This window comes from Azospirillum sp. BE72 (assembly GCF_031455875.1).
Classification (GTDB): Bacteria; Pseudomonadota; Alphaproteobacteria; order Azospirillales; family Azospirillaceae; genus Azospirillum.
In genome coordinates, this window is record NZ_JAVDTO010000001.1 from 832699 (window position 1) to 858038 (window position 25340).

Here is a 25340-nt window from a genome sequence, read left to right on the forward strand (position 1 = left end):
GGCAGGGTCCCACCCATGTCCGAACAGGCGTTGAAGGAACTCGGGGACGTCATCGCGGCCAAAATCGGCGGCGACGTCCTGAAGGTCGAGGTGAGGCTCGGCGAGCTGATGGTGACGGTCAAACGGCCGGCCATCCTGACGGTGCTGACCGCGCTGCGCGACGATCCGGCCATCCGGTTCGAGCAGCTGACCGACATCACCGCTGTTGATTACCCGGATCGCGTCGAGCGGTTCGAGGTGGTCTATCAGCTGCTCAGCTACACCCACAACCGGCGCATGCGCGTGAAGTTGGCCACCGACGAGGACACGCCCGTCCCGTCGGCCGTGTCCGTCTTCAGCGCGGCCAACTGGTTCGAGCGCGAGGTGTGGGACCTGTTCGGCATCTTCTTCGAGAATCATCCGGACCTGCGCCGCATCCTCACCGACTACGGGTTCGAGGGGCACCCCTTCCGCAAGGACTTCCCGCTGACCGGCTATGTCGAAGCCCGGTACGACGAGGACCAGAAGCGCGTGATCTACGAGCCGGTCCGTCTGACCCAGGATTTCCGCGCCTTCGACTTCCTCAGCCCGTGGGAAGGCATGACCAACGTCATGCTGCCCGGCGACGAGAAGGCGGCCCTCCAGGACGGGAGCAAGAAGCCGTGAGCATGACCGTTTCGACCGAATCGGCGACCGGCGTCGTCACGACTGGCCCGGGTGGACCGATCAGCGCGTCGGGTCCCGAGACCAAGACGCAGATCAAGCCCTATACGATGAATTTCGGGCCGCAGCACCCGGCCGCCCACGGCGTGCTCCGTCTGGTGATGGAGCTGAACGGCGAGGTGGTGGAGCGCTGCGATCCGCACATCGGTCTGCTGCACCGCGGCACCGAAAAGCTGATCGAGTACAAGACCTACGTCCAGGCCGTGCCGTATTTCGACCGGCTGGACTATGTCAGCCCGATGTGCATGGAGCACGCCTATGTGCTCGGCATCGAGAACCTGCTGCAGATCAAGGCGCCGTTGCGCGCCCAGTACATCCGCGTGCTGTTCTCGGAAATCACGCGCATCCTGAACCACATCCTGTCGATCACGACGGGCGCGCTCGATGTCGGCGCCATCACGCCGGCTCTCTGGGGCTTCGAGGAACGCGAAATCCTCATGGAGTTCTACGAGCGGGTTTCGGGCGCCCGTCTGCACGCCAATTATTTCCGGCCCGGCGGCGTCGCCTGGGACCTGCCGGACGGCTTGCTGGACGACATCTGGGCCTTCACCGAGCGTTATCCGAAGTTCATGGACGACCTCGAAAGCCTGCTGACCGAGAACCGCATCTTCAAGCAGCGCACGGTCGACATCGGCATCGTCACCAAGGAGGAGGCGCTCGACTGGGCCTTCACCGGCCCGATGCTGCGCGGCTCAGGCGTGGCGTGGGACCTGCGCAAGTCGCAGCCCTACGAGGTCTACGACCGCATGGAGTTCGACGTCCCGGTCGGCCTGACCGGCGACTGCTGGGCGCGCTATCTCGTGCGCATGGAGGAGATGCGGCAGTCGCTGCGCATCATCCGCCAGTGCTGCAAGGAGATGCCGGCCGGTCCCTACAAGATCGAGGACCGCAAGGTGTCGCCGCCGCCGCGCGGCGAGATGAAGCGCTCGATGGAAGCGCTGATCCACCACTTCAAGCTCTTCACCGAGGGCTTCCACGTCCCCGCCGGCGAGACCTACACCGCCATCGAAGCGCCCAAGGGCGAGTTCGGCGTGTATCTGGTGTCCGACGGCACCAACAAGCCCTACCGCTGCAAGATCCGCGCGCCGGGCTTCGCCCATCTTCAGGGCCTGGACTTCATGTCGAAGGGTCACATGCTGGCTGACGCTGTCGCCAACATCGCCTCGATGGACATCGTTTTCGGAGAAATCGATCGATGAGCGCGCCCGCTTCCGATCACGGCCACGCCGAGCCGACCAGCTTCACCTTCACTCCGGAAAACCTGGAGCTGGCGAAGCGCATCATCGCCAAGTACCCGCAGGGCAAGCAGGCCAGCGCCTGCATGCCGCTGCTGGACGTGGCCCAGCGCCAGAACGGCGGTTGGCTGCCCCGTGTCGCCATGGACGCCGTGGCCGATCTGCTCGGCATGCCGCGCATCCGCGTGTACGAGGTCGCGACCTTCTACACGATGTACAACAAGAACCCGGTCGGCAGGCACCACATCCAGGTCTGCACCACCACGCCCTGCTGGCTGCGCGGGTCGGACGACATCGTCCACACCTGCAAGAAGAAGCTCGGCATCGAGGTGGGCGAGACCACGGCCGACGGCCAGTTCACGCTGGGCGAGGTCGAGTGCTCGGGCGCCTGCGTCAACGCGCCGGTTGTGCAGATCGGCGACGATTACTACGAAGACGTGGCCCCGGAGCATATGGAGCGCATCCTCGACGCGCTGGCGCGCGGCGAGACGCCGAAGCCCGGTTCGCAGACCGGCCGTCAGTCCTCGGAGCCGGTCGGCGGCCCGACGACGCTGAAGGCCTTTACCACCGCGCAAGCGGACGCCACCACCGCGCAAGCGGACGATTGAGGGGGAGGGGACAGCGATGCTTCGCGATGAGGACCGCATCTTCACCAACCTCTACGGCTACCAGGACTTCGGTCTCGAGGCGGCCCGCAAGCGCGGTGACTGGGACAACACGGCGTCCTTCCTGGCCAACGGCCGGGACTGGATCATCGAGCAGGTGAAGGAATCGGGGCTGCGCGGCCGCGGCGGCGCCGGCTTCTCGACCGGCATGAAGTGGTCCTTCATGCCGAAGAACGTGACCGACAAGCCCGTCTACCTCGTCATCAACGCCGACGAGGGCGAGCCCGGCACCTGCAAGGACCGCGACATCCTGCGCCACGATCCGCACAAGCTGATCGAAGGCTGCCTGATCGCCGGTTTCGCCATCGGTGCCAGTGCCTGCTACATCTACATCCGCGGCGAGTTCTACAACGAGGGCTCCAACGTCCAGCGCGCCATCGACGAGGCGTATGCGGCGGGACTGATCGGCAAGAACGCCTGCGGCACCGGCTACAACTACGACGTCTACATCCACCGCGGCGCGGGCGCGTATATCTGTGGCGAGGAAACCGCGCTCATCGAGTCGATCGAGGGCAAGAAGGGACAGCCGCGCAACAAGCCGCCGTTCCCCGCCCAGGCCGGTCTCTATTCCTGCCCGACCACTGTGAACAACGTCGAATCCATCGCGGTTGTTCCCACCATCCTGCGTCGCGGCGCCTCCTGGTTCGCCGGCCTTGGCCGTCCGAAGAACTCGGGCACCAAGCTCTTCTGCATCTCCGGGCACGTGAACAATCCGTGCAACGTGGAAGAGGAGATGGGCATCCCGCTGAAGGAGCTGATCGAGAAGCACGCCGGCGGCGTGCGCGGCGGCTGGGACAACCTGCTGGGCATCATCCCCGGCGGCTCGTCGGTTCCGGTCCTACCGAAGTCGATCTGCGACACCGTCCTGATGGATTTCGACTCCTTGCGCGAAGTGCAGTCCGGCCTCGGCACCGCCGCGGTGATCGTGATGGACAAGTCCACCGACATCGTGAAGGCCATTGCCCGCCTGTCGCAGTTCTACGCGCATGAATCCTGCGGCCAGTGCACGCCGTGCCGCGAGGGCACCGGCTGGATGAACCGCGTCATGCAGCGCATGGTCACCGGCAACGCGCGCATGGAAGAGATCGACATGCTGCTGCAGGTCACCAAGCAGGTCGAGGGCCACACCATCTGCGCGCTCGGCGACGCCGCCGCCTGGCCGATCCAGGGCCTGTTCCGCCACTTCCGTCCGGAAGTCGAGCGGCGCATCCAGGCCTACCGCAACAGCGCCCCGCTGGCAGCCGAGTAAGGAGTTCCCGTTCCCATGCCGAAACTGACCATCGACGGGATCGAGATCGAGGTCGAGCCGGGCACCTCGATCCTCCAGGCTTGCGAGCAGCTGGGGATCGAGATTCCGCGCTTCTGCTACCACGAGCGCCTCAGCGTGCCGGCCAACTGCCGCATGTGCCTTGTGGAGATGGAGCGCGCGCCCAAGCCGGTCGCGTCCTGCGCCATGCCCTGCGGCGACGGAATGGTCGTCCGCACCAACAGCGAGACTGTCCTGAAGGCCCGCAAGGGCGTCATGGAATTCCTGCTGATCAACCACCCGCTGGATTGCCCGATCTGCGATCAGGGCGGCGAGTGCGATCTGCAGGACCAGGCCATGGCCTATGGCTTCGACCGCGGCCGCTACGGCGAGAACAAGCGGGCGGTCAACGACAAGTATATGGGTCCGGTCATCAAGACCATTATGACCCGTTGCATCCATTGCACCCGCTGCATCCGCTTCATCAACGAAGTGGCCGGTGTTCCCGATGTCGGCGCCGTCTATCGCGGCGAGCATATGGAGATCACCACCTTCGTCGAGAAGGCGATCGGCTCGGAGCTGTCGGGCAACCTCGCCGACGTCTGCCCGGTCGGCGCGCTGACCCACAAGCCCTACGCCTTCACGGCGCGCCCGTGGGAACTGCGCAAGACCGAGACCATCGACGTCCTCGACGCCGTCGGCTCGAACATCCGCGTCGACGCCCGTGGGCCTGAGGTGATGCGCGTCCTGCCGCGCGTGAACGACGACATCAACGAGGAGTGGCTGAACGACAAGAGCCGCTACTCCTATGATGGTCTGAAGCGCCAGCGCCTGGACCGCCCCTACATCCGCCAGAACGGCAAGCTGGTTCCGGCCAGCTGGGCCGAGGCCTTCACCGCCATCGCGGCGCGCCTGAAGGGCCTGTCCGGCAACCGCATCGCCGCCATCTCCGGCGATCTGGTCGATGTCGAGGCGCAGTTCGCGCTGAAGGAGCTGCTGTCGCGTCTGGGTTCCACGAACCTGGATTGCCGCCAGGACGGTGCGCGGTTCGACACGTCGGTGCGTGCCGGCTACCTCTTCAACTCGGGCATCGCCGGCATCGAGAAGGCCGACGTCATCCTGCTGGTCGGCACCAACCCGCGCTGGGAAGGCACGCTGGTCAATGCCCGCATCCGCAAGCGCTATCTGGCCGGCGGCGTCACCATCGCCTCCATCGGCGAGCAGCGTGACCTGACCTATCCCTACAGCGTGATCGGCTCCGGTCCGGAGACGCTGCAGCAGCTGGTCGACGGCAGCCATCCGTTTGCCGAGACCCTGCGCGCCGCCAAGAACCCGATGATCATCGTCGGCATGGGCGCCTTCCAGCGCGCCGACGGTCTCGCGGTGCAGGCCGCTGCCCGTCTGGTCGGCGAGGCCTACGGGATGTTCCGTGACGACTGGAACGGCTTCAACGTGCTGCACACCGCCGCGGCGCGTGTCGGCGGCATCGAAGCCGGCTTCCTGCCGGGCGAGGGCGGTCGCGACGTTCACGGCATTCTCGACGGCGCGTCGAAGGGCGAGATCGACGTCGTCTACCTGCTGGGCGCCGACGAGATCGACACGGCCAAGCTGGGCAATGCCTTCGTCGTCTATCAGGGCCACCACGGCGATGCCGGCGCCCACCGCGCCGACGTCATCCTGCCGGGTGCCGCCTACACCGAGAAGAACGCGGTCTACGTCAACACCGAGGGCCGTCCGCAGCTCGCCCGCCTCGCGGTCTTCCCGCCGGGTGAAGCGCGCGAGGACTGGAAGATCGTCCGCGCCCTGTCGGAAGTCCTGGGCACCACGCTGCCCTTCGACACCCATGGCCAGCTGCGCCAGCGGCTGATGGCGGCGAACCCGATCTTCGGTGCGATCGGCGAGATGACCGCGGCCGCCTGGGCGCCGTTCGGCGCGCAGGGCCCGGTCGACGCCGCTCCCTTCGTGACGCCGATCACCAACTTCTACATGACCGACCCGATCAGCCGGGCATCGGTGACGATGGCCAACTGCACGGAAGCGCTGGTGGGCCCTGCTCAGGAGAGGACTGGCACCCATGGCTGAGTTCTGGAGCGGCTTTCTCCTGCCGCTGATCATTATGGTCCTGCAAATCCTGGCGATCGTCGTGCCGCTGCTGGTCGCCGTGGCCTTCATGACCTACGCCGAGCGGAAGATCATGGGCTCGATGCAGCTGCGCCAGGGTCCGGCGATCGTCGGTCCCTTCGGCCTGATGCAGCCCTTCGCCGACGGCCTGAAGCTGTTCGCGAAGGAGCAGATCCTGCCGGAAGGCGCCAACCGCATCGTGTTCTACATCGCGCCGATGCTGACCTTCTTCCTGGCGCTGATCGCCTGGGCGGTCATCCCGTTCGACTACGGGGTGGTGCTGTCCAACATCAACGTCGGCGTGCTGTACCTCTTCGCGATCTCGTCGCTCGGCGTGTACGGCATCGTAATGGCCGGCTGGGCGTCGAACTCGCGCTACGCCTTCCTGGGCGCGCTCCGCTCCGCGGCGCAGATGGTGTCCTACGAGGTCTCGATGGGCCTCATCATCATCACCGTGCTGCTGTGCGTCGGCTCGCTGAACCTGACCGACATCGTGCGCGCCCAGGAGACGGTGTGGTTCGCCATCCCGCTGCTGCCGATGTTCGTGATGTTCTTCATCTCGGCGCTCGCGGAAACCAACCGCGCCCCCTTCGACCTGCCGGAAGGCGAGTCGGAACTGGTCGCCGGTTTCATGGTGGAATACAGCTCCGCCCCCTTCGCGCTCTTCTTCCTTGGCGAATACGCCAACATGATCCTGATGAGCGCGATGACGAGCATCCTGTTCCTCGGTGGCTGGCTGCCCCCGCTGCCCATCGCGCCCTTCACCTGGGTGCCCGGCATCGTGTGGTTCGCGCTGAAGATCGCGCTGTGCCTGTTCACCTTTGTCTGGGTTCGCGCCACGGTTCCGCGTTACCGCTATGACCAGCTGATGCGGCTGGGTTGGAAGGTTTTCCTGCCCTTCTCGCTGTTCTGGGTCGTGCTGACCGCCGGCGTGCTGGTGACCTTCGGCTGGCTGCCCAAGTAAACGGGGCCCAAACAAGCCAGCCTGCACCGAACCCATCATTGATGTGTCGATTTGAGTGCCGGCGAGCCGTCCAACAAAAGGGCGTCCGCCGGCGAGGAAGGAGACGAAGAGGCCATGGCGTTCCTCGACCGCGCGGCGCGCAGCCTGTTCCTGACCGAGCTGCTGGGCGGCATGGCGCTGACCTTGCGCTACATGTTCAAGCCCAAGGTCACGATCAACTATCCCTATGAGAAGGGCCCCATCAGCTCGCGCTTCCGCGGCGAGCATGTGCTCCGCCGCTATGCGAACGGCGAGGAGCGCTGCATCGCGTGCAAGCTCTGCGAAGCGGTGTGCCCGGCTCTCGCCATCACCATCGAGGCCGAACCGCGTGACGACGGCAGCCGCCGCACGACGCGCTACGACATCGACATGACCAAGTGCATCTACTGCGGCCTGTGCCAGGAGGCCTGCCCGGTCGATGCGGTGGTCATGGGGCCGAACTTCGAGTTCTCCACCGAATCCCGTGAAGAGCTCTTCTACAACAAGCAGAAGCTGCTGGCGAACGGCGACCGCTGGGAGGCGGAAATCGCCCAGAACCTCGCGGCCGAGGCTCCTTACCGGTAAGCGGAAGCGAGAAAAACGATGATACTCCAAGGCATCGCCTTCTACGTGTTCGCCGCGCTGCTGGTGGCCTCCGGTGTGATGGTCATCTCGGCGCGGAACCCCGTTCACTCAGTTCTTTTCCTGATCCTCGCCTTTTTCCAGGCGGCCGGTCTCTGCGTCCTGATGGGCGCCGAGTTCATCGCGATGATCCTCGTCATCGTCTATGTCGGCGCCGTGGCCGTGCTGTTCCTGTTCGTGGTGATGATGCTCGACATCAACTTCCGCGAACTGCGCAAGGGTGCGATGGAAGCGCTGCCGCTGGGCGCGCTCGTCGGGTTGATCCTGCTGGCGGAACTGGCGGCCGTGCTGGGCGGCTGGATCGTCGCCCCGAACGTCGCGACCGTCGCCGGTGCGCCGACGCCGGCGCTCGATCAGGTGACGAACACCCATGCGCTGGGCCGGCTGATGTACACGCAGTACGTCTACCTGTTCCAGGCGTCGGGCATCGTCCTGCTGATCGCCATGATCGGCGCCATCGTGCTGACGCTGCGGCACCGTCCGGGCGTGCGCAAACAGAATGTCGGCGCCCAGATCTCCCGTCGCCGGGAAGACGTGGTCGTCATTCGCAAGGTACCGACCGGGGAGGGCGTGTGATCATGGAGATCGGTCTCGGACATTACCTGACGGTCTCGGCCATCATTTTCACGCTGGGTGTGCTGGGAATCTTCCTGAACCGGAAGAACGTCATCATCATCCTGATGTCGATCGAGATGATGCTGCTGGCGGTGAACCTGAACCTCGTCGCCTTCTCGACCTTCCTGCACGATCTGGTCGGCCAGATCTTCGCCATGATCATCCTGACCGTCGCCGCCGCCGAGGCGGCCATCGGCCTCGCCATCCTGGTGGTCTACTTCCGCAACCGCGGCTCGATCCGAGTCGAAGACATCAACATGATGAAGGGCTGAGGCGGCGCCATGGAAGTGCTAGTCGTATTCCTTCCGCTCCTGGCGTTCCTCGTCGCCGGATCGATCGCGCTGTTCGGCGGGCCGAAGGCCGAGCCGGCGGCTGCGGGTCACGGAAGCCACGGTCATGGTCATGACGATCACGGTCACGCCCAGATCGCCCATGCCCATGACGACCATTCCCACGACGATCATGGCCACGACGACGGGCATGACGACCATCATGTCGTCGCCGGCCCGCCGACCGTCGGCGACCGTGTCTCGCAGTTCGTGACCGCGGGTGCCGTGCTGGTTTCGGCGATCCTGTCGTGGGTCCTGTTCTTCGACGTCGCCGTGGGCGGTCACCCGCGCACCATCGAGTTGATGACCTGGATCCAGAGCGGCACGCTGGACGTGAAGTGGGCGCTGCGCGTCGACCAGCTCACCGCGGTGATGCTGATCGTCGTCAACACCGTCTCGGCCTGCGTGCACGTCTACTCCATCGGCTACATGGCCGAGGATCCGCAGAAGCCGCGCTTCATGGGCTACCTGTCGCTGTTCACCTTCGCCATGCTGATGCTGGTGACGGCGGACAACCTCGTTCAGATGTTCTTCGGTTGGGAGGGCGTCGGTCTCGCCTCCTACCTGCTGATCAACTTCTGGTACGAGAAGCCGTCGGCCAACGCCGCCGCCATGAAGGCCTTCCTGGTCAACCGCGTCGGCGACTTCGGCTTCGCGCTCGGCATCTTCGCGATCTTCGTGCTGACCGGCTCGGTCCAGTTCGACGCCATCTTCGCCAAGGCGCCGACGCTGACCGGCGAGACGCTGCATTTCCTCAGCTGGGACTTCAACGGCCTGACCATCGCCTGCCTGCTGCTGTTCATGGGCGCCATGGGCAAGTCGGCGCAGCTCGGCCTGCACACCTGGCTGCCGGACGCGATGGAAGGCCCGACCCCGGTGTCGGCGCTCATCCACGCCGCCACCATGGTGACGGCCGGCGTCTTCATGCTCTGCCGCCTGTCCCCGGTGTTCGAATACGCGCCGACGGCGCTGGAAGTCGTCGCGGTTGTCGGCGGCCTGACCGCCTTCGTCGCCGCGACCATCGGCTTCACCCAGTTCGACATCAAGCGGGTCATCGCCTATTCGACGATGTCCCAGCTCGGCTACATGTTCTTCGCCATCGGCGTGTCGGCTTATGGCGCTGCGATGTTCCACCTGTTCACGCACGCCTTCTTCAAGGCCCTGCTGTTCCTCGGCGCCGGCTCGGTCATCCATGCCCTGCACCATGAGCAGGACATGCGCAAGATGGGCGGCGTCTGGCGCAAGATCCCCGCCACCTACGCGATGATGTGGATCGGCAACTTGGCTCTGGCCGGTTTGCCCTTCTTCGCCGGCTACTATTCGAAGGACATGATCCTGGAGGCGGCCTTCGCCTCGGGCAGCGGGGTGGGGCGCTTTGCCTTCGCGCTCGGCATCACTGCCGCGCTGCTGACCGCCTTCTACTCCTGGCGTCTCCTGTTCATGACCTTCCACGGCACGCCGCGGATGGACAAGAAGGTCTACGACCACGCCCATGAGTCGCCGGTCGTCATGCTGGTGCCGCTGGCGGTCCTGACCCTGGGCGCGCTGTTCGCCGGCGTCGGTTTCCACGAGTGGTTCATCGGCCATGACCGCGCCGAGTTCTGGGGCAAGGCCCTGATGGTCCTGCACGACCACGATACCATCGAGGCCGCGCACCACCACACCCCGGGCTGGGTCAAGCTGGCCCCGCTGGTGGTCGGCCTGATCGGCATCGCCATGGCTTATGTCGGCTACATCATGATGCCGGGCCTGCCGGGCAAGATCGCCGGCACCTTCCGCGGCATCCACCAGTTCCTCTACAACAAGTGGTACTTCGACGAGCTGTATGACGCGCTGTTCACCCGTCCGGCCAAGGCCCTGGGCTATGGGCTGTGGAAGGCGGGCGACGGTGCGGTGATCGACGGCGTGGGGCCGGACGGCGTTGCCGCCGCCACCCGCGACATCGCGGCACGCACCAGCCGTCTGCAGTCCGGTTACGTCTATCACTACGCCTTTGCCATGGTGATCGGGGTCGTCCTGTTCGTCGCCTGGCTGTCGGTTTTCGGCTGAGCGGTATCGAAGGAGAACAACAACAATGGCTAGCTGGCCGATCCTGTCGTTCGCGACCTTCCTGCCGCTCGTGGGCGTCGCGCTGATCCTGCTGTTCTGCCGGGGCAACTCCCCGGACGTGCTGCGGAACGTGCGGTACATTTCTCTGTGGACGACGCTCGTCACCTTCGTGCTGACGCTGCTCGTCTGGGCCAACTTCGATCCGCGCAATCCCGGCTACCAGATGGTCGAGAAGGCGGGCTGGATCCCGGAATTCGGCATCAACTACCACATGGGCGTCGACGGCATCTCGGTGCTGTTCGTCGTCCTGTCCGGCTTCCTGATGCCGCTGTGCATCCTGGCGAGCTGGGAGTCGGTGCAGGTCCGGGTGAAGGAATACATGATGGCCTTCCTCGCGCTGGAAACCCTGATGATCGGGATGTTCTGCGCGCTGGACTTCGTGCTGTTCTACATGTTCTTCGAAGGCGTCCTGATCCCGATGTTCCTGATCATCGGTGTCTGGGGCGGTCCGCGCCGTGTCTATGCCGCCTTCAAGTTCTTCCTGTACACGCTGCTCGGCTCGGTCCTGATGCTGCTGGCGATCCTGGCCATGTATTTCGTGGCCGGCACCACCGACATCCCGACCATCACCGCCACCCATTTCCCGCGCAACATGCAGCTGTGGCTGTGGCTGGCTTTCTTCGCCTCCTTCGCGGTGAAGGTGCCGATGTGGCCGGTCCACACCTGGCTGCCGGACGCCCACGTCGAGGCGCCGACCGCCGGTTCGGTCATCCTGGCCGGCGTGCTGCTGAAGATGGGCGGCTACGGCTTCCTGCGCTTCAACATTCCGATCCTGCCGGAAGCGACCGAGTACTTCGCGCCGCTGATCTACACGCTGTCGGTCGTCGCCGTGATCTACACCTCGCTGGTCGCTCTCGCCCAGGAGGACATGAAGAAGCTGATCGCCTACTCGTCGGTCGCCCACATGGGCTTCGTCACCATCGGCATGTTCGCGCTGAACCAGCAGGGCATCGAAGGCTCGGTGTTCCAGATGCTGTCGCACGGCGTGGTGTCGGGCGCGCTGTTCCTGTGCGTCGGCGTGGTCTATGACCGGCTGCACACCCGCGAGATCGCCCGTTACGGCGGCCTCGTGAAGAATATGCCGAAATACGCGGTGGTCTTCCTGTTCATGACCATGGCCTCGGTCGGCCTGCCGGGCACCGCCGGTTTCGTCGGCGAGTTCCTGGTGCTGCTCGGCGTCTTCCAGGACAACACCTGGGTTGCCGCCCTTGCCGCCACCGGCATGGTCCTGGGCGCCGCCTATGCGCTGTGGCTGTACCGTCGCGTCGTCTACGGCAAGCTGGTCAATCCGGACGTCAAGGCGATGTTCGACATGACCCCGCGCGAGATCGCGGTGTTCCTGCCGCTGGTCGCCGTCGTCCTGTGGATGGGCGTCTATCCCAGCAGCTTCCTGAACGTCACCTCGGCATCGGTCGAGCAGCTGATCCAGACCTACCAGACCAAGCTGGCCGCGTCGCACGCCGCGTCCGGTGTCTCGGTCGCCGCTCGGTAAGGGGTTCTTCGACATGACCGCAGTGTTTCCCGACATCTGGCCGGCCCTGCCGGAGATCTTCCTGGCACTCTCGGGCGTCGCCCTGCTGATGCTGGGCGTGTTCCGCGGCGACGGTTTCACCCGTCCCGTCTCCTACCTGGCGATCGTCTGCATGCTGCTCGCCGCCGTACTGGCGATGGGCTACGGCAGCGGCCGCATCGTCACCTTCAACGGCATGTTCGTGATGGACGCCTTCGGCGTCTTCATGAAGGTGCTGGTGCTGGTGTCGGCGGCCTTCGCGGTCGTCCTCTCGCTCGGGTTCAACGAGCGGGAGCAAATGGCCCGCTTCGAGTTCCCGGTGCTGATGGTCTTCGCGACCCTCGGCATGCTGATGATGATCTCGGCCAACGACTTCATCTCTCTCTATGTCGGGCTGGAGACGCAGAGCCTCGCGCTCTACGTCATCGCGGCCTTCCGCCGCGACAGCGCCAAGTCGTCCGAAGCCGGTCTGAAGTATTTCGTCCTCGGCTCGCTCTCCTCGGGCATGCTGCTGTACGGTGCGTCTCTGGTCTACGGCTTCGCCGGCACGACCTCCTTCGACAAGGTCGCCGCCCTGTTCGCCGGCGGCGCCCACGTGTCGCCGGGTCTGGTGATCGGTCTGGTGTTCGTGATGGCCGGTCTGGCCTTCAAGGTCTCCGCCGCGCCGTTCCACATGTGGACCCCGGACGTGTATGAGGGCGCGCCGACGCCGGTGACCGCCTTCTTCGCGGCGGCCCCGAAGGTCGCGGCGATCGCCCTGCTGACCCGCGTGGTGATCGAGCCGTTCGGCCATCTCGCCGACCAGTGGCATCAGGTGCTGGTCGCCGCCGCCGTGCTGTCGATGGTGATCGGGTCCTTTGTCGCCATCATGCAGACCAACATCAAGCGCCTGATGGCCTACAGCTCCATCGGCCACGTCGGTTACGCCCTGGTCGGCCTGACCACCGGCACCCAGGACGGCGTGCGTGGCGTGCTGATCTACATGGCGCTCTACATCGCCATGAACATCGGCGCCTTCGCGGTCATCCTTAGCATGAAGGCCAAGGGCCAGATGCTGGAGGAGATCAAGGACTTCGCCGGCCTGTCAAAGACCAACCCGATGCTGGCCGCCACCATGGCGATCTTCATGTTCTCCATGGCCGGCATCCCGCCGATGGCCGGCTTCTTCGGCAAGCTCTATGTCTTCCTGGCCGCCGTCGCGGCGCAGGAATACACGCTGGCCGTGATCGGCGTGCTGACGAGCGTCGTGGGCGCCTTCTACTACCTGCGCATCATCAAGATCATGTATTTCGATGAGCCCGCGGTGGTGGTCGACAAGGTGGACGACGACGGCATGACCGGCGTTCTGGTTGTCACCAGCCTGTTCACCCTGCTGTTCTTCGTCGCCCCGGCGCCGATCCTGAACGGTGCGGCGGCTGCCGCGGCGGCCCTGTTCGCCGGCTGACGGCGGACCGATGACGTTATCTCTCGAAGCGGAGGCGGCGCGTCTGCGCCTGCCTCCGGGCTTCCAGGTCAAGGCCTTCGACTCCGTCGGCAGCACGAACGACGAAGCGAAGGCCTTGTCGCGTTCAGGGGCACCGGAAGGCACCATCGTCTGGGCCCGCCGGCAGGAAAGCGGGCGCGGCCGGCGGGGCCGGGCCTGGACGTCCCCCGAAGGCAACCTCTACAGCACGACGATCCTGCGGCCCGGCCGGCCGCCGGCGGAAGCCGCACAGGTCTCCTTCGTCGCTGCGCTGGCCATCGCCGAGACTGCCGAATCCGTACTGCCCGATCCCGGCGGCGTGCGCTGCAAATGGCCGAACGACGTGCTGGTGCATGACCGCAAGCTGTCCGGTATCCTCCTCGAGTCGGAGCCTGCGGCGGACGGTGCGGTCGCCTGGGTGGTGCTGGGCGTCGGCATCAACCTGCGGCATTTTCCCGCGACCGCCGAGTACGGCGCGACATCGCTGATCGCCGAAGGGGCACCGCCGATGGGAGCCGGCGCCCTGTTGGAGGTCTTTGCCGGTCACCTGGCGGACTGGTATGGCCGCTGGCGCGCCCATGGCTTCGCTCCGGTGCGTGAAGCTTGGCTGTCTCGCGCCCGCGGGCTCGGCGGACCGATCATGGTCAGGCTGGCCGATCGGACGATCCCCGGCACCTTCGCCGATCTGGACAGCGACGGCGTTCTGTTGCTTGATCCAACGGACGGCGGACCGCGCCAGCGGATCGCCGCCGGGGACGTGTTCTTCGCACCTTCTGCCGCCAGCTAATCCCAAGTGCCCATCGCCTTCAGGACCACGCCATGCTGCTAGCCATCGACGCCGGAAACACGAATGTGGTGTTCGCCATCTATGACGGCGACCGCCAGCGCGGCATCTGGCGCACGGCGACCGATCCCAAACGCACCGCCGACGAATACATGGTGTGGCTGACGCACCTGATGGCGCTGAAGGGGCTGAAGCCGGTCGACATCCATGGCGCGATCATCGCCAGCGTCGTGCCCGGCGCCACTTTCAATCTGAAGCGCCTGTGCAAGGATCATTTCGGCTGCGAACCGGTAATCGTCGGCCAGCCCGGCGTCGAATTGGGCGCCAAGGCGCTGGTCGACCGGCCGGAGGAGGTCGGGGCCGACCGGCTGGTCAACACGGTGGCCGCCGCCGCGACATACAAGTCCCCGCTGATCGTCATCGATTTCGGCACCGCGACGACCTTCGACGTGGTGGATGCCGACGGCAATTATTGCGGCGGCGTGATCGCACCGGGGCTGAACCTGTCGCTGGAGGCGCTGCAGATGGCCGCCTCCAAGCTGCCGCGGGTGGAGATCCAGCCGCCGGAGCATGTGATTGGGCGGAACACCATCGCCTGCATGCAGTCGGGCATCTTCTGGGGGTATGTCGGCCTGATCGAAGGGCTGGTCGCCCGCATCCGGGCGGAGTACGGCGAACCGATGCGGGTGGTCGCTACTGGCGGATTGGCTGTTCTTTTCGCCAAGGCTACCCATGTGATCGAACACACCGACAATGAGCTGACGCTCCGCGGTCTCCTCCTGATCCACAAGCGCAACACGGTCCAATGACACAATCCTCCAAGACAGCCGCCGGAATCCCTGCAGCGCCGGCGGACACCTTCGTTCCGGAGGATGGCGCCCTGTATTTCCTCCCGCTCGGCGGATCCGGCGAGATCGGGATGAACCTCAACCTCTATGGCCATCAAGGCAAGTGGCTGATGGTGGACCTCGGCATCTCCTTCGCCGACGACACCATGCCCGGTCTCGACGTGATCATGCCCGACCCGGCCTTCATCGCCGAGAGGCGGGCGGACCTCGTCGGGCTGGTGCTGACCCATGCGCATGAGGATCATCTGGGCGCTGTGCAGTATCTGTGGCCGGACCTGCGCTGCCCCGTCTATTGCACGCCCTTCACCGCCGCCTTCCTGCGCGCCAAGCTGCACGAGAAGGGTCTGAGCGCCACGGTTCCGATCCATGAGATCCCGCTGGGCGGCACGGTGGAGGTCGGTCCCTTCTCCGTCGAATACGTCACCATGACGCACTCGATTCCGGAGCCGAACGCGCTCGCCATCCGCACCTCCGCCGGCACTGTCCTGCACACCGGCGACTGGAAGCTGGACCCCGACCCGCTGGTCGGCGACACCGCCGACGAGGCGAGGCTGCGCGCCATCGGCGACGAGGGAGTGCTGGCACTGGTCGGCGACAGCACCAACGCGCTGGTACCGGGCTCCGCCGGGTCGGAGGCGACGGTGCGGGCCTCGCTGATGGAGCTGTTCGGGCGCTACCGCGATTCGCGAATTGCCGTCAGCTGCTTCGCCACCAACGTGGCGCGGCTGGAGAGCATCGCCGCCGCCGCCGCCGCGCATGACCGTCATGTGGCGCTGGTCGGCCGGTCGCTGTGGCGGATCAACGAGGCGGCGCGGGCCAGCGGCTATCTGGCCGACGTGCCGAAATTCCTGTCGGAGCATGACGCCAGTTATCTGCCGCGGGAAAAGCTGGTGCTGATCTGTACCGGCAGCCAGGGAGAGCCGCGCTCCGCCCTTGCCCGCATCGCCGCCAACGACCATCCGCAGGTCACGCTGTCGCGCGGCGACGTGGTGATCTTCTCCTCCCGCGAGATCCCCGGCAACGAGCGGGCCATCGGGCGCATGCAGAACCAGCTGGTCGCCCAGGGCGTGGAGCTGGTCACGGCGGACGAGGCGGCGGTCCACGTCTCCGGTCATCCGGCGCGGGACGAGCTGGTGCGCATGTACCAATGGGTGCGGCCGCGCATCGCGGTGCCGGTCCACGGCGAGCAGCGGCACCAGCAGGCCCATGCGGCCCTGGCGGAAGACTGTCAGGTCGCCCACAGCATCGTGCCGGCCAATGGGGAACTGATCCGGCTTGACGGGGCGGAGGGCGCGCAGGTGGTCGCCCATGTGCGGTCCGGCCGCATGGCGGTGGACGGCAAGCGGCTGGTGCCGCTCGACACCGGCATGATGCGGGCACGCAACCGCATGGTGAACAACGGCGCCGCCGTGGTGACGCTGGTGATGACCGGGAGCGGGGAACTGCTGACCGCGCCGCAGGTGGCGGTGATGGGGCTGATCGACGAGGCGACCGACCGCGACCTGCTGCTGGACGTGATCGACGCGGTGCGCGAATCGGTGGCGATGCTGCCCAAATCGGCGCGCGCCGACGATGCCCAGGTGAAGGAGGCGGCGCGGATCGCCGTCCGCCGCTGCTTCAATGCGTCCCATGGCAAGAAGCCGGTGACGGAGGTCCATCTGGTCCGCGTCTGACGGAAAGTGTGTATAACAGGCTTATCAGAGCCCGCTAACGGGCCAGACGGACAGCCAGCGAGAGGACACGCATGATCGGGAAGCTCAACCACGTCGCTATTGTCGTTCCGGACCTGCCCGCGGCGACCGCGCTTTACCGCGACACGCTGGGGGCCGCGGTGTCTCAGCCGGTGGATCTGCCGCCGCATGGCGTGACCGTGGTTTTCGTCACCCTGCCCAACACCAAGATCGAACTGCTGCATCCGTTCGGCGAAAAGTCTCCCATCTCTGGCTTTCTGGAAAAGAACCCGTCCGGCGGCATCCACCACATCTGTTACGAGGTGGACGACATCCTGGCCGCCCGCGACCGGATGAAGGAGCAGGGCGCCCGCGTGCTGGGCGATGGAGAGCCCAAGATCGGCGCCCACGACAAGCCGGTCCTGTTCCTGCACCCCAAGGACTTCTGCGGGACGCTGGTGGAACTGGAGCAGGCCTGATCCCTCCGCCGGGCGGCGGGCGGAGAAGGTTAGGGGACGAAAGGCGGCGGAGAGGGCGATGGACAACTGGGTGACGGCGGTCTTCGTCTATATCGTCGTGTGGTGGGTGGTGCTGTTCGGGGTGCTGCCCTGGGGTGTCAGAACGCCGGACGAACCGGAGCCCGGCATGGCGTCGTCCGCGCCCGTCGAGCCGCGCATCCTGCGCAAGTTCATGATCACGTCGGTGGTCGCCCTTCTGGTGTGGCTGGTGATCTTCGGCGTGGAGAGGTCCGGGATCATCTCCTTCCGCGAAATGGCGCGGCACATGTACTGACCGACCGGAGAGGAGAGGGCGGGTGAGCCTGACCTATTGCGCGGCCGCACCCGGCCATCTCCACCATGGCCCCTACCATGACGGCGAATACGGCTTCCCGAGCAGCGACGACCGGGTGCTGTTCGAACGGCTGGTGCTGGAGATCAACCAGGCCGGATTGTCCTGGCTGACCATCCTGAAGAAGCGCGAGGCGTTCCGCGCCGCCTTCGACGATTTCGACATCGACCGGGTCGCCGCCTACGGCGAGGCGGAACGGGCGCGGCTTCTGGCCGACGCCGGTATCATCCGCAACCGTCTGAAGGTCGATGCGGTGATCGAGAATGCCCGCCGGATCATTGCCCTGCGCGAGACCCATGGCTCCTTCGACGGCTGGCTGCGCGCCCATCATCCGCTGACCAAGGCGGAATGGGTGAAGCTGTTCGGCCGGACCTTCCGCTTCACAGGCGGCGAGATCGTCGGCGAGTTTCTGATGAGCCTGGGCTACCTGCCGGGTGCGCACCAGCCTGATTGTCCGGTCCACGCCGCCGTCCTGGCCCAGAGTCCGCCCTGGAAGGCCGCGGTCGACAGCGGCTATCGCGGGTTTGAGCCCATGAAGTAGGCAAAGGTCCGGTCAGAACGGCGGCAATCGCCGAAAGGCTGGGCAGAAATGCAAAAACTTTGAGCATGGCAGGGTATTGCCTTTGTTTTGGGCTTGCCATGGCTGCGGCACGGGTTCACTCTTTTGATGTGACGAGGGAGGACCTTCCTCCCTTTCCGACGCCTGGTGGCGATTCCTCCCTAAACTCGACAGGCCGCGCCGCATTCGCCGCGCGGCCTTTCTTTATCCGCCATGCCGATTGTTTGCATGCGGACAGGAAATTTCCTCCGCAGGTCCAGAAAACGTTAACGGTTTCCTTGGTAGCGTTGCTCGGGCCGATTCTGCCTTGGGGTTTCTCCCTATCCGGCGAGAATGGCCGCAAAGAATGCCGTCCGGAGGCACGCGCCGCCCGGGTGGTCGTCCGCATTGGCCCATCGGACCAACCGGTCAATCGCCCGTTCCGGCGGGCGTCAGAAGAAGGACGACAGTCGAGGCGCCGATGGCCGCGAACGAAAACGAACGATTCGATCAGTTCGCCGCGGTTCTGACGACCGAACTGTTGGAGCGGACCAGAAAAAGCATGGAGTTGCTGGCGCCGGACCAGCAGCCCTGCTCCATGCTGCCTTTCATCCAGACGCCATCCTTCGTCGAGTTCTATCAGGACCTCGTGCGCGTCGGCATCCTGCCGGTGGTGCTCAGCCGCCGGCCGGTCCGCGCCATCGTCGGCGACGTCGATTGGGCGCGGGAAGGCCGCGAGTATCTGCTGACCGTCCTCGACGACCGCTCCAACGCCATCTTCACCGCCTGGGAATATGCCTGGGATTCGCTGTGGGACGAGCGCAAGGTCGGGCAGGACAATGGCGGGGCCGGTGGCGGCGCCAAGCCGAAGAAGGGCTTTTTCAGCGCCCTGTTCGGCCGCAAGCGCGAAGAGAAGTCCGACGGTGGCCACGGCGCGGGTGCGGAAGGCGGCGTGATGGCCGGGCTGCACATCATGCTGACCGAACTGGCGCAGAAGCGCGGTTTCCTGCCATTGTTCCACGACGATGTCCGTATCCTGAAGGCCCTGCCGCGGCTGAAACCCGGCCGGGTCGCCCAGGCGTGGAAGGAGATCTCGCAGTATCACCATCAGGAATTCTATCTACCTGAACCGGAACAGGCCAAGCCGGGCGTGACCTCCGACTGCCTGCAGAAATGGCATTACAATCTGCCGGACAAGATCGGCGAGTTCCTGGTGCTGAAGGCCGCGGTGGACCTGGAGCATGTGAACAAGCCCTTCATCGGCAAATACATCCGCCAGTCGGCGCGGACCCAGGAGGAGGCGGAGAAAGGGATGCCCTACCTGTCGCTCTATTGGAAAGCCATGCGCAACCCGGCCCTGCTGGCCGAGCGGCACACGCTGTGACGGCGCCAGAGGCCCTGCGCGCCGGCCTGACCGCGTGCCTGCTGGCTCTTGCGGCCGGCTCCGCATCCGCGCAATCGCAGCCGCAGTTGCCGGGTCCGATCCCTTTGACCCCCGATGCCGCCCGCGAGCGGCCGGTGATCGATCTGTCGCTGTGCCAGCGTCTGACCCGCCATGTGCCGGCCGCCAACGTGGAATACCGGCCGGGGGTGGATGTGAACGGCCGCCCGGTGGCGCCCGCAGACCTGCCGGGCACCGCCGGCGCACAACCGCCCATTCCCATCGACCTGCCGCTGTCGGTGGATCTCGCCCGGCGGATGGGCATTGCGCTGCCGTCGGTGCCGTTTCTGCCCGACGACGTGACTTCGGTCTGGCTGAGCGTCGTCGGCGACCGGCTCTATCTCAACGGCCAGCCGATCGATCCGGGGGCGGAGGACCGCCTCTACGCCTATTGCCGCACCCGGTAGGGCCGGGGCGGCCGGGGAGGAAGCGGGGGCTTACAGTGGACAAGTGCGGGCGACCTTCCTAAAGTCGCTCACCCGCCGCCCGAGTCCGCTCCCGTTCGAAAAAGGAGCATGTCCGCGCGGCCTTGTCGAACACCTCGCACACGAGAGCAGAGCCATGCGGCTGTCCAGCTTCTTCATGCCGACCCTCAAGGAGACCCCGACCGAGGCGCAGATCGTCTCGCACCGCCTGATGCTGCGGGCCGGGATGATCCGCCAGACCAGCGCCGGCATCTATGCCTGGCTGCCGCTGGGCTATCGGGTTCTGCGCAAGATCGAGCAGATCGTCCGCGAGGAGCAGGACGCCGCCGGTGCGCAGGAACTGCTGATGCCGACCATCCAGTCGGCCGATCTGTGGCGCGAGAGCGGCCGTTACGACGATTACGGCAAGGAGATGCTGCGCATCACCGACCGCCACGACCGCGAGATGCTGTTCGGCCCGACGAACGAGGAGATGATCACCGACATCTTCCGCTCCTTCGTCAAGAGCTACCGCCAGTTGCCGCTGAACCTCTACCACATCCAGTGGAAGTTCCGTGACGAGATCCGCCCGCGCTTCGGCGTGATGCGCGGCCGCGAGTTCCTGATGAAGGACGCCTATTCCTTCGACATCGATCCGGACGGCGCCCGCCGTTCCTACCAGAAGATGTTCCTGGCCTATCTGCGGACCTTCGCCCGCATGGGACTGAAGGCGATCCCGATGCGCGCCGACACCGGCCCCATCGGCGGCGACCTGAGCCACGAGTTCATCATCCTGGCCGAGACCGGCGAGAGCGGCGTCTTCTGCCACAAGGACTGGATGAACCTGGACGTGCTGAAGGACGCCCCCGGCATGGAGGACGACCTGCAGCCCTTCTTCGACCGCGTCACCGCCATCTATGCCGCGACCGACGAGAAGCACGACCCGGCCAACAGCCCGGTGCCGGAGTCGGAACTGGTTTCCGCCCGCGGCATCGAGGTTGGCCATATCTTCAACTTCGGCACCAAATATTCGAAGCCGATGAATGCCGTGGTCGCTGGTCCGAACGGCGAGTCGATCCCGGTGGAGATGGGCAGCTACGGCATCGGCGTGTCGCGCCTGATGGGCGCGATCATCGAGGCCAGCCACGACGACAACGGCATCATCTGGCCGGACGCCGTCGCTCCCTTCAATGTCGGCCTGATCAACCTGAAGTCCGGCGACGCCGAGACCGACCGCGTCTGCGCCGAGCTGAACGCCAAGCTGGAGGGCGCCGGCCTGGAGGTCGCCTATGACGACCGTGACGAGCGTCCCGGCGCCAAGTTCGCCGACATGGACCTGATCGGCGTTCCCTGGCAGCTGGTCGTCGGCCCCCGCGGCCTGAAGAACGGCGTCGTCGAGCTGAAGCGCCGCGCCACCGGCGAGAAGGAAGAGTTGCCGGTCGAGGCGGCGCTGGCGAAGCTGCTGGGCTGATCGGCTTAACCCGACCAGGAAGCCCGGATGGCCGCAATGCGGCGATCCGGGCTTTGCCCTTTTTCCGCCACGCTCACGTTCCCATGTAGGGCATCGTTTCCGCCCACCCATAGGACCCTCGCATGATCTTCAACGCCTTCGAACGCATGGTCGCGATGCGTTACCTCCGGGCGCGCCGCCAGGAAGGGTTCATCTCGGTCATCGCGGGGTTCTCGCTGCTGGGCATCGCGCTCGGCGTCGCGACGCTCATCATCGTGATGGCGGTGATGAACGGCTTCCGGGCGGAGCTGCTGGGCCGTGTGCTCGGCCTCAACGGGCACCTCAACGTCTACAACATGCGCGGCGGGCCGCTGCCGGACTTCGACATCCTGGCCGGCAAGCTGCGCAACACGCCCGGAGTCAACACGGTCACCCCAACGGTGGAAGGCCAGGCGCTGGTGTCGGTGCGCGGCGTCGCGTCGGGCGCGGTCATCCGCGGCGTGCGGGCGGAAGACTTCAGGATGCGGCCGACACTTGCCAACAACGTCATCCGCGGCTCGGCCGAGGAATTCGGAGACGACCGCATCGCCATCGGATCGCGCATGGCCCAGCGGCTGGGGTTGAGCGTCGGTGACCAGATCACACTGATCGCGCCGCAGGGCAACGTCACCGCCTTCGGCACCGTGCCGCGGATGCGCAGCTATCCCGTCGGCGCGATCTTCGACGTCGGCATGTTCGAATACGACAACAGCTTCATCTTCCTGCCGCTGGAGGAGGCGCAGGCCTTCTTCCGCACCGGCGAAGCCGTGACATCGCTGGAGGTCTTCATCGACGACCCGATGCAGATCGTTGCCGCGCGTGCCGCGGTCCAATCGGCGGTGGCCGGGGAAGGGCGGGTGGTCGACTGGCAGCAGTCGAACGCCAGCTTCTTCACCGCCCTTCAGGTCGAACGCAACGTGATGTTCCTTATCCTGTCGCTGATCATCATGGTCGCGGCCTTCAACATCATCTCCAGCCTGATCATGCTGGTGAAGGACAAGGGGCGCGACATCGCGATCCTGCGCACCATGGGGGCGACGCGCGGCATGGTCATGCGCATCTTCTTCCTGTCCGGTGCCAGCGTGGGCGTGACGGGGACGCTGCTGGGGCTGGCGCTGGGCGTGTCCTTCGCGCTGAACATCGAGAGTATCCGGCAGGTCATCCAGGGCCTGACCGGCACGAACCTGTTCAACGCCGAGATCTATTTCCTTTCCCACCTGCCGGCCAAGATCGACTGGAGCGAGGTGGTGCAGGTGACGCTGATGGCGCTGGGCCTGTCCTTCGCAGCCACCATCTACCCGTCCTGGCGCGCCGCCCGGCTCGATCCGGTGGAGGCGCTGCGCTATGAGTGATGCGGTCATGCAGCCGATGCTGGAACTGAAGGATATCGTCCGCCGCTTCGAACAGGCGGGCGAGATTCTGGAGGTGCTGCGCGGGGTCGAACTGACGGTCGGCGCCGGGGAACTGGTTGCCCTGGTAGGCCCGTCGGGTGCCGGCAAATCCACCCTGCTGCACATCGCCGGCCTGCTGGAACGGCCCACCGGCGGCACGGTGCGCATCGCCGGCACCGACGTGTCGAACCTGGACGACGGCAAGCGGACCGAGGTGCGGCGCCGCTCCATCGGCTTCGTCTACCAGTTCCACCACCTGCTGCCGGAATTCTCCGCGCGGGAGAACATCGTCCTGCCGCAGATGATTGCCGGCGTGCCGAAGGCCGTCGCCAGGCAGCGTGCGGACGAGCTTCTGCGCATGGTCGGGCTGGAGCAGCGCGGCACCCACCGTCCGGCCCGCCTGTCGGGCGGCGAGCAACAGCGCGTCGCCATCGCCCGCGCGCTGGCCAACGCCCCATCGCTGCTGATCGCCGACGAGCCGACCGGCAACCTCGACCCGCACACGGCGGAGCATGTCTTCACCATGCTGTCGGCGATCGTCCGTCAGGCCAAGGTGGGCGCTCTGGTCGCGACGCACAATCTGGACCTCGCCCGCCGCATGGACCGGGTACTGGAGATGCGCGACGGGCGGCTGGTCGAGTACCAGCCGTCGGAACTGGTCCCGTTGGCCGAGGCCGCGCCGGACGCGTCATAGGCCGAAAGCGCGTCCGTCCCCCGGTTGCCAAGCCGGTGCCGTGCCCCCACTCTCAAGCGCGACCGCGCCGGCTGAGCTGCGGCATAGGCAAGACAGGGGGCATTGGGGATGGACCAGCGTATCATCGATCTCTACGACGAATACACCCATGCGCCGCTGCCGCGCCGGGTCTTCCTGGAGCGGCTGGCGGTACTGGCCGGCAGCGCGGCGGCGATCCCGGCCATTCTGTCTGCGATCGAGCCGAACTATGCCCACGCGGCCATCGTCGGCGAGGACGACAAGCGTCTGGCGGCGGAAAAGGTGAGTTTCCAGGGGGCGACCGGCGACGTTGCCGGGTATCTCGCCCGGCCGAAGCTGTCGGACAAGGCCCCGGCGGTGATCGTCATCCACGAGAACCGCGGCCTGAACGCCTATGTCGAGGACGTCACCCGCCGGCTCGCCACCGAAGGCTTCGTGGCCCTGGCGCCCGACCTGCTGTCGCCGCTGGGCGGCACGCCGCAGGACCCCGACAAGGCCCGCGACATGATCGGCCAGCTCGACGGCGACAAGACGGTCAACAACCTGATCGCGGCCATGAGCTACCTGATGGCCTACCGCTATTCCTCGGCCAAGGTCGGTGCCGTCGGCTTCTGCTGGGGCGGCGGCATGGTCAACCGCCTGGCGCTGAAGGCGCCCGACCTGAAGGCCGGCGTCGCCTTCTACGGCCCGGCGCCCGACCCGGCGCTGGTCACCACCGTCAAGGCGCCGCTGATGCTGCACTACGCCGGGCTCGACCAGCGCATCAACGCCGGCATCCCCGCCTATGACGAGGCGCTGAAGAAGGCCGGCGTGGAACATCAGATCCACATGTACGAAGGCGTCAACCACGCCTTCCACAACGACACCTCGGCCGAGCGCTACAACAAGGAGGCCGCCGATCTGGCCTGGAAGCGCACGGTGGAGTTCCTGAAGGCGAAGCTGGCGTAGGCGCGGAGTTAGACCCCCCACCTAGCCTCCCCCGCCCAGCGGGGGAGGCTAGGTGGGGGTGCTCGAAGCCGACACCGCCCCCAACACCTCCGCCGTCTCCACCACCGTCGCATATTCGCCGTCCATGTTGGCGAGCGACAGGTCGTGGACCTCGTCCGCGGTGCGCAGCCTTCCCGACCGATCCAACTTGGCGAAGGTGAAACAGGCGTCGGCGACCAGACGCACGTCGAAGCCGAGGTTTCCGGCCATCCGCACTGTCGCCTCGACGCTGTTGTTGGTGACGACGCCGCCCACCACCAGCGTGCCGATGCCGCGGCCGCGCAGCCACTCGTCGAGACCGGTGCCGATGAACGCGCTGTTCACCGCCTTGCCGATCACCGTTTCGCCCGGCAGCGGCATGGCCTCATCCTTGAAGGCGTGGCCGGGGCCGCCCGGACGGTAGGTGGAGTCGGGCTCCACCGAATCATGGCGGATATGGACGATGGGCCGCCCGTCCCGCCGCCAGGCGGCCAGCAATGCCGCGATGTTGGCTTCGGCCTGCGGGTTGTTGCGCGGACCGATGCGGCTCCAGCGCGGATCGTCGATGGCCATTTGCAGGTCGACGATCAGCAGGGCGGCGTTGTGGGGGAGCGTTTCCATGCCGACGAT

25 protein-coding genes are annotated in these 25340 nt (G+C 66.0%); 24 read left to right on the forward strand and 1 reads right to left on the reverse strand.

Annotated features, from left to right (window positions below; genetic code table 11):
• The first annotated feature begins 15 nt into the window (after positions 1-15).
• The 24 genes from J2Y49_RS04115 (at position 16) to J2Y49_RS04230 (ending at position 24692) form a co-directional block, all read left to right on the forward strand.
• Positions 16-645: an NADH-quinone oxidoreductase subunit C gene (locus J2Y49_RS04115; protein WP_310112620.1), complete on the forward strand. Its 630-nt coding sequence runs from the start codon at positions 16-18 to the stop codon at positions 643-645.
• On the forward strand, positions 642-1901 hold the full coding sequence (locus tag J2Y49_RS04120; protein ID WP_310112622.1) for an NADH-quinone oxidoreductase subunit D: 1260 nt from the start codon (positions 642-644) through the stop codon (positions 1899-1901). Before J2Y49_RS04115 ends, J2Y49_RS04120 begins: the two co-directional genes overlap by 4 nt.
• Positions 1898-2545, forward strand: coding sequence for an NADH-quinone oxidoreductase subunit NuoE (nuoE, locus tag J2Y49_RS04125; protein WP_310112624.1), 648 nt, complete (start codon positions 1898-1900; stop codon positions 2543-2545). The genes J2Y49_RS04120 and nuoE overlap by 4 nt, the downstream gene beginning before the upstream one ends.
• Before the next feature lie 16 nt (positions 2546-2561).
• Positions 2562-3851, forward strand: a complete 1290-nt coding sequence (nuoF, locus tag J2Y49_RS04130; RefSeq protein WP_310112626.1) for an NADH-quinone oxidoreductase subunit NuoF — start codon at positions 2562-2564, stop codon at positions 3849-3851.
• A gap of 15 nt (positions 3852-3866) precedes the next feature.
• Positions 3867-5930 carry an NADH-quinone oxidoreductase subunit NuoG gene (nuoG, locus tag J2Y49_RS04135; protein WP_310112628.1) on the forward strand — a complete coding sequence of 688 codons (2064 nt, stop codon included), beginning with the start codon at positions 3867-3869 and terminating at the stop codon, positions 5928-5930.
• Positions 5923-6933 (forward strand): NADH-quinone oxidoreductase subunit NuoH, encoded by a 1011-nt coding sequence (gene nuoH, locus J2Y49_RS04140; RefSeq protein ID WP_149222106.1) that lies wholly within the window; start codon positions 5923-5925, stop codon positions 6931-6933. The genes nuoG and nuoH overlap by 8 nt, the downstream gene beginning before the upstream one ends.
• Before the next feature lie 114 nt (positions 6934-7047).
• A complete protein-coding gene (gene nuoI, locus J2Y49_RS04145) occupies positions 7048-7536 on the forward strand; it encodes an NADH-quinone oxidoreductase subunit NuoI (protein ID WP_014248411.1) in 489 nt (162 codons plus the stop codon).
• Between the two features lie 18 nt (positions 7537-7554).
• On the forward strand, positions 7555-8169 hold the full coding sequence (locus J2Y49_RS04150) for an NADH-quinone oxidoreductase subunit J (RefSeq protein ID WP_149222105.1): 615 nt from the start codon (positions 7555-7557) through the stop codon (positions 8167-8169).
• Positions 8170-8171: 2 nt separating this feature from the next.
• A complete protein-coding gene (nuoK, locus tag J2Y49_RS04155; RefSeq protein ID WP_014248409.1) occupies positions 8172-8480 on the forward strand; it encodes an NADH-quinone oxidoreductase subunit NuoK in 309 nt (102 codons plus the stop codon).
• 9 nt (positions 8481-8489) lie between these two features.
• Entirely contained in the window at positions 8490-10586 is a 2097-nt protein-coding gene (gene nuoL / locus J2Y49_RS04160; protein WP_310112635.1) for an NADH-quinone oxidoreductase subunit L, read from the forward strand.
• A gap of 25 nt (positions 10587-10611) precedes the next feature.
• The gene (locus J2Y49_RS04165; RefSeq protein WP_310112637.1) at positions 10612-12138 is read left to right on the forward strand and encodes an NADH-quinone oxidoreductase subunit M; all 1527 of its coding nucleotides are present in this window, start codon (positions 10612-10614) and stop codon (positions 12136-12138) included.
• Between the two features lie 13 nt (positions 12139-12151).
• Positions 12152-13600 carry an NADH-quinone oxidoreductase subunit NuoN gene (gene nuoN, locus J2Y49_RS04170; protein ID WP_014248406.1) on the forward strand — a complete coding sequence of 483 codons (1449 nt, stop codon included), beginning with the start codon at positions 12152-12154 and terminating at the stop codon, positions 13598-13600.
• Between the two features lie 10 nt (positions 13601-13610).
• On the forward strand, positions 13611-14405 hold the full coding sequence (locus J2Y49_RS04175) for a biotin--[acetyl-CoA-carboxylase] ligase (RefSeq protein ID WP_310112639.1): 795 nt from the start codon (positions 13611-13613) through the stop codon (positions 14403-14405).
• A gap of 32 nt (positions 14406-14437) precedes the next feature.
• Entirely contained in the window at positions 14438-15211 is a 774-nt protein-coding gene (locus tag J2Y49_RS04180; RefSeq protein ID WP_310112641.1) for a type III pantothenate kinase, read from the forward strand.
• Complete coding sequence (locus J2Y49_RS04185) at positions 15208-16923, forward strand: ribonuclease J (RefSeq protein ID WP_310112643.1); 1716 nt, start codon at positions 15208-15210, stop codon at positions 16921-16923. Before J2Y49_RS04180 ends, J2Y49_RS04185 begins: the two co-directional genes overlap by 4 nt.
• Before the next feature lie 71 nt (positions 16924-16994).
• On the forward strand, positions 16995-17399 hold the full coding sequence (mce, locus tag J2Y49_RS04190; protein WP_310112644.1) for a methylmalonyl-CoA epimerase: 405 nt from the start codon (positions 16995-16997) through the stop codon (positions 17397-17399).
• A 58-nt stretch (positions 17400-17457) separates the two neighbouring features.
• Positions 17458-17712, forward strand: coding sequence for a DUF1467 family protein (locus J2Y49_RS04195; RefSeq protein ID WP_149222098.1), 255 nt, complete (start codon positions 17458-17460; stop codon positions 17710-17712).
• A gap of 22 nt (positions 17713-17734) precedes the next feature.
• The gene (locus J2Y49_RS04200) at positions 17735-18310 is read left to right on the forward strand and encodes a DNA-3-methyladenine glycosylase I (RefSeq protein WP_310112645.1); all 576 of its coding nucleotides are present in this window, start codon (positions 17735-17737) and stop codon (positions 18308-18310) included.
• Positions 18311-18788: 478 nt separating this feature from the next.
• The gene (locus J2Y49_RS04205) at positions 18789-19691 is read left to right on the forward strand and encodes a hypothetical protein (protein WP_310112647.1); all 903 of its coding nucleotides are present in this window, start codon (positions 18789-18791) and stop codon (positions 19689-19691) included.
• Complete coding sequence (locus tag J2Y49_RS04210; RefSeq protein ID WP_310112649.1) at positions 19688-20155, forward strand: hypothetical protein; 468 nt, start codon at positions 19688-19690, stop codon at positions 20153-20155. Before J2Y49_RS04205 ends, J2Y49_RS04210 begins: the two co-directional genes overlap by 4 nt.
• Positions 20156-20309: 154 nt before the next feature.
• Complete coding sequence (gene proS / locus J2Y49_RS04215; protein ID WP_310112651.1) at positions 20310-21623, forward strand: proline--tRNA ligase; 1314 nt, start codon at positions 20310-20312, stop codon at positions 21621-21623.
• A gap of 122 nt (positions 21624-21745) precedes the next feature.
• On the forward strand, positions 21746-22993 hold the full coding sequence (locus J2Y49_RS04220) for a lipoprotein-releasing ABC transporter permease subunit (RefSeq protein WP_310112654.1): 1248 nt from the start codon (positions 21746-21748) through the stop codon (positions 22991-22993).
• A complete protein-coding gene (locus J2Y49_RS04225) occupies positions 22986-23726 on the forward strand; it encodes an ABC transporter ATP-binding protein (RefSeq protein ID WP_310112656.1) in 741 nt (246 codons plus the stop codon). The genes J2Y49_RS04220 and J2Y49_RS04225 overlap by 8 nt, the downstream gene beginning before the upstream one ends.
• A gap of 108 nt (positions 23727-23834) precedes the next feature.
• A complete protein-coding gene (locus J2Y49_RS04230; protein ID WP_310112657.1) occupies positions 23835-24692 on the forward strand; it encodes a dienelactone hydrolase family protein in 858 nt (285 codons plus the stop codon).
• Positions 24693-24740: 48 nt separating this feature from the next.
• Here the strand turns inward: J2Y49_RS04230 and J2Y49_RS04235 are convergent, their stop codons facing one another.
• Positions 24741-25331 (reverse strand): cysteine hydrolase family protein, encoded by a 591-nt coding sequence (locus tag J2Y49_RS04235; RefSeq protein ID WP_310112659.1) that lies wholly within the window; start codon positions 25329-25331, stop codon positions 24741-24743.
• Positions 25332-25340: the final 9 nt, after the last annotated feature.

What these genes read in the sequence shown, in the direction of transcription:
- J2Y49_RS04180 (WP_310112641.1), top strand. Translation starts at nt 14,438, where the DNA reads ATGCTGCTAGCCATCGACGCCGGAAACACGAATGTGGTGTTCGCCATC.
- nuoG (WP_310112628.1), top strand. Translation starts at nt 3,867, where the DNA reads ATGCCGAAACTGACCATCGACGGGATCGAGATCGAGGTCGAGCCGGGC.
- J2Y49_RS04185 (WP_310112643.1), top strand. Translation starts at nt 15,208, where the DNA reads ATGACACAATCCTCCAAGACAGCCGCCGGAATCCCTGCAGCGCCGGCG.
- mce (WP_310112644.1), top strand. Translation starts at nt 16,995, where the DNA reads ATGATCGGGAAGCTCAACCACGTCGCTATTGTCGTTCCGGACCTGCCC.
- J2Y49_RS04225 (WP_310112656.1), top strand. Translation starts at nt 22,986, where the DNA reads ATGAGTGATGCGGTCATGCAGCCGATGCTGGAACTGAAGGATATCGTC.
- J2Y49_RS04230 (WP_310112657.1), top strand. Translation starts at nt 23,835, where the DNA reads ATGGACCAGCGTATCATCGATCTCTACGACGAATACACCCATGCGCCG.
- nuoI (WP_014248411.1), top strand. Translation starts at nt 7,048, where the DNA reads ATGGCGTTCCTCGACCGCGCGGCGCGCAGCCTGTTCCTGACCGAGCTG.
- nuoF (WP_310112626.1), top strand. Translation starts at nt 2,562, where the DNA reads ATGCTTCGCGATGAGGACCGCATCTTCACCAACCTCTACGGCTACCAG.
- nuoH (WP_149222106.1), top strand. Translation starts at nt 5,923, where the DNA reads ATGGCTGAGTTCTGGAGCGGCTTTCTCCTGCCGCTGATCATTATGGTC.
- nuoL (WP_310112635.1), top strand. Translation starts at nt 8,490, where the DNA reads ATGGAAGTGCTAGTCGTATTCCTTCCGCTCCTGGCGTTCCTCGTCGCC.
- nuoK (WP_014248409.1), top strand. Translation starts at nt 8,172, where the DNA reads ATGGAGATCGGTCTCGGACATTACCTGACGGTCTCGGCCATCATTTTC.
- J2Y49_RS04150 (WP_149222105.1), top strand. Translation starts at nt 7,555, where the DNA reads ATGATACTCCAAGGCATCGCCTTCTACGTGTTCGCCGCGCTGCTGGTG.
- J2Y49_RS04195 (WP_149222098.1), top strand. Translation starts at nt 17,458, where the DNA reads ATGGACAACTGGGTGACGGCGGTCTTCGTCTATATCGTCGTGTGGTGG.
- nuoN (WP_014248406.1), top strand. Translation starts at nt 12,152, where the DNA reads ATGACCGCAGTGTTTCCCGACATCTGGCCGGCCCTGCCGGAGATCTTC.
- proS (WP_310112651.1), top strand. Translation starts at nt 20,310, where the DNA reads ATGCGGCTGTCCAGCTTCTTCATGCCGACCCTCAAGGAGACCCCGACC.
- J2Y49_RS04205 (WP_310112647.1), top strand. Translation starts at nt 18,789, where the DNA reads ATGGCCGCGAACGAAAACGAACGATTCGATCAGTTCGCCGCGGTTCTG.
- J2Y49_RS04175 (WP_310112639.1), top strand. Translation starts at nt 13,611, where the DNA reads ATGACGTTATCTCTCGAAGCGGAGGCGGCGCGTCTGCGCCTGCCTCCG.
- J2Y49_RS04165 (WP_310112637.1), top strand. Translation starts at nt 10,612, where the DNA reads ATGGCTAGCTGGCCGATCCTGTCGTTCGCGACCTTCCTGCCGCTCGTG.
- J2Y49_RS04115 (WP_310112620.1), top strand. Translation starts at nt 16, where the DNA reads ATGTCCGAACAGGCGTTGAAGGAACTCGGGGACGTCATCGCGGCCAAA.
- J2Y49_RS04220 (WP_310112654.1), top strand. Translation starts at nt 21,746, where the DNA reads ATGATCTTCAACGCCTTCGAACGCATGGTCGCGATGCGTTACCTCCGG.
- J2Y49_RS04235 (WP_310112659.1), bottom strand. Translation starts at nt 25,331, where the DNA reads ATGGAAACGCTCCCCCACAACGCCGCCCTGCTGATCGTCGACCTGCAA.
- nuoE (WP_310112624.1), top strand. Translation starts at nt 1,898, where the DNA reads ATGAGCGCGCCCGCTTCCGATCACGGCCACGCCGAGCCGACCAGCTTC.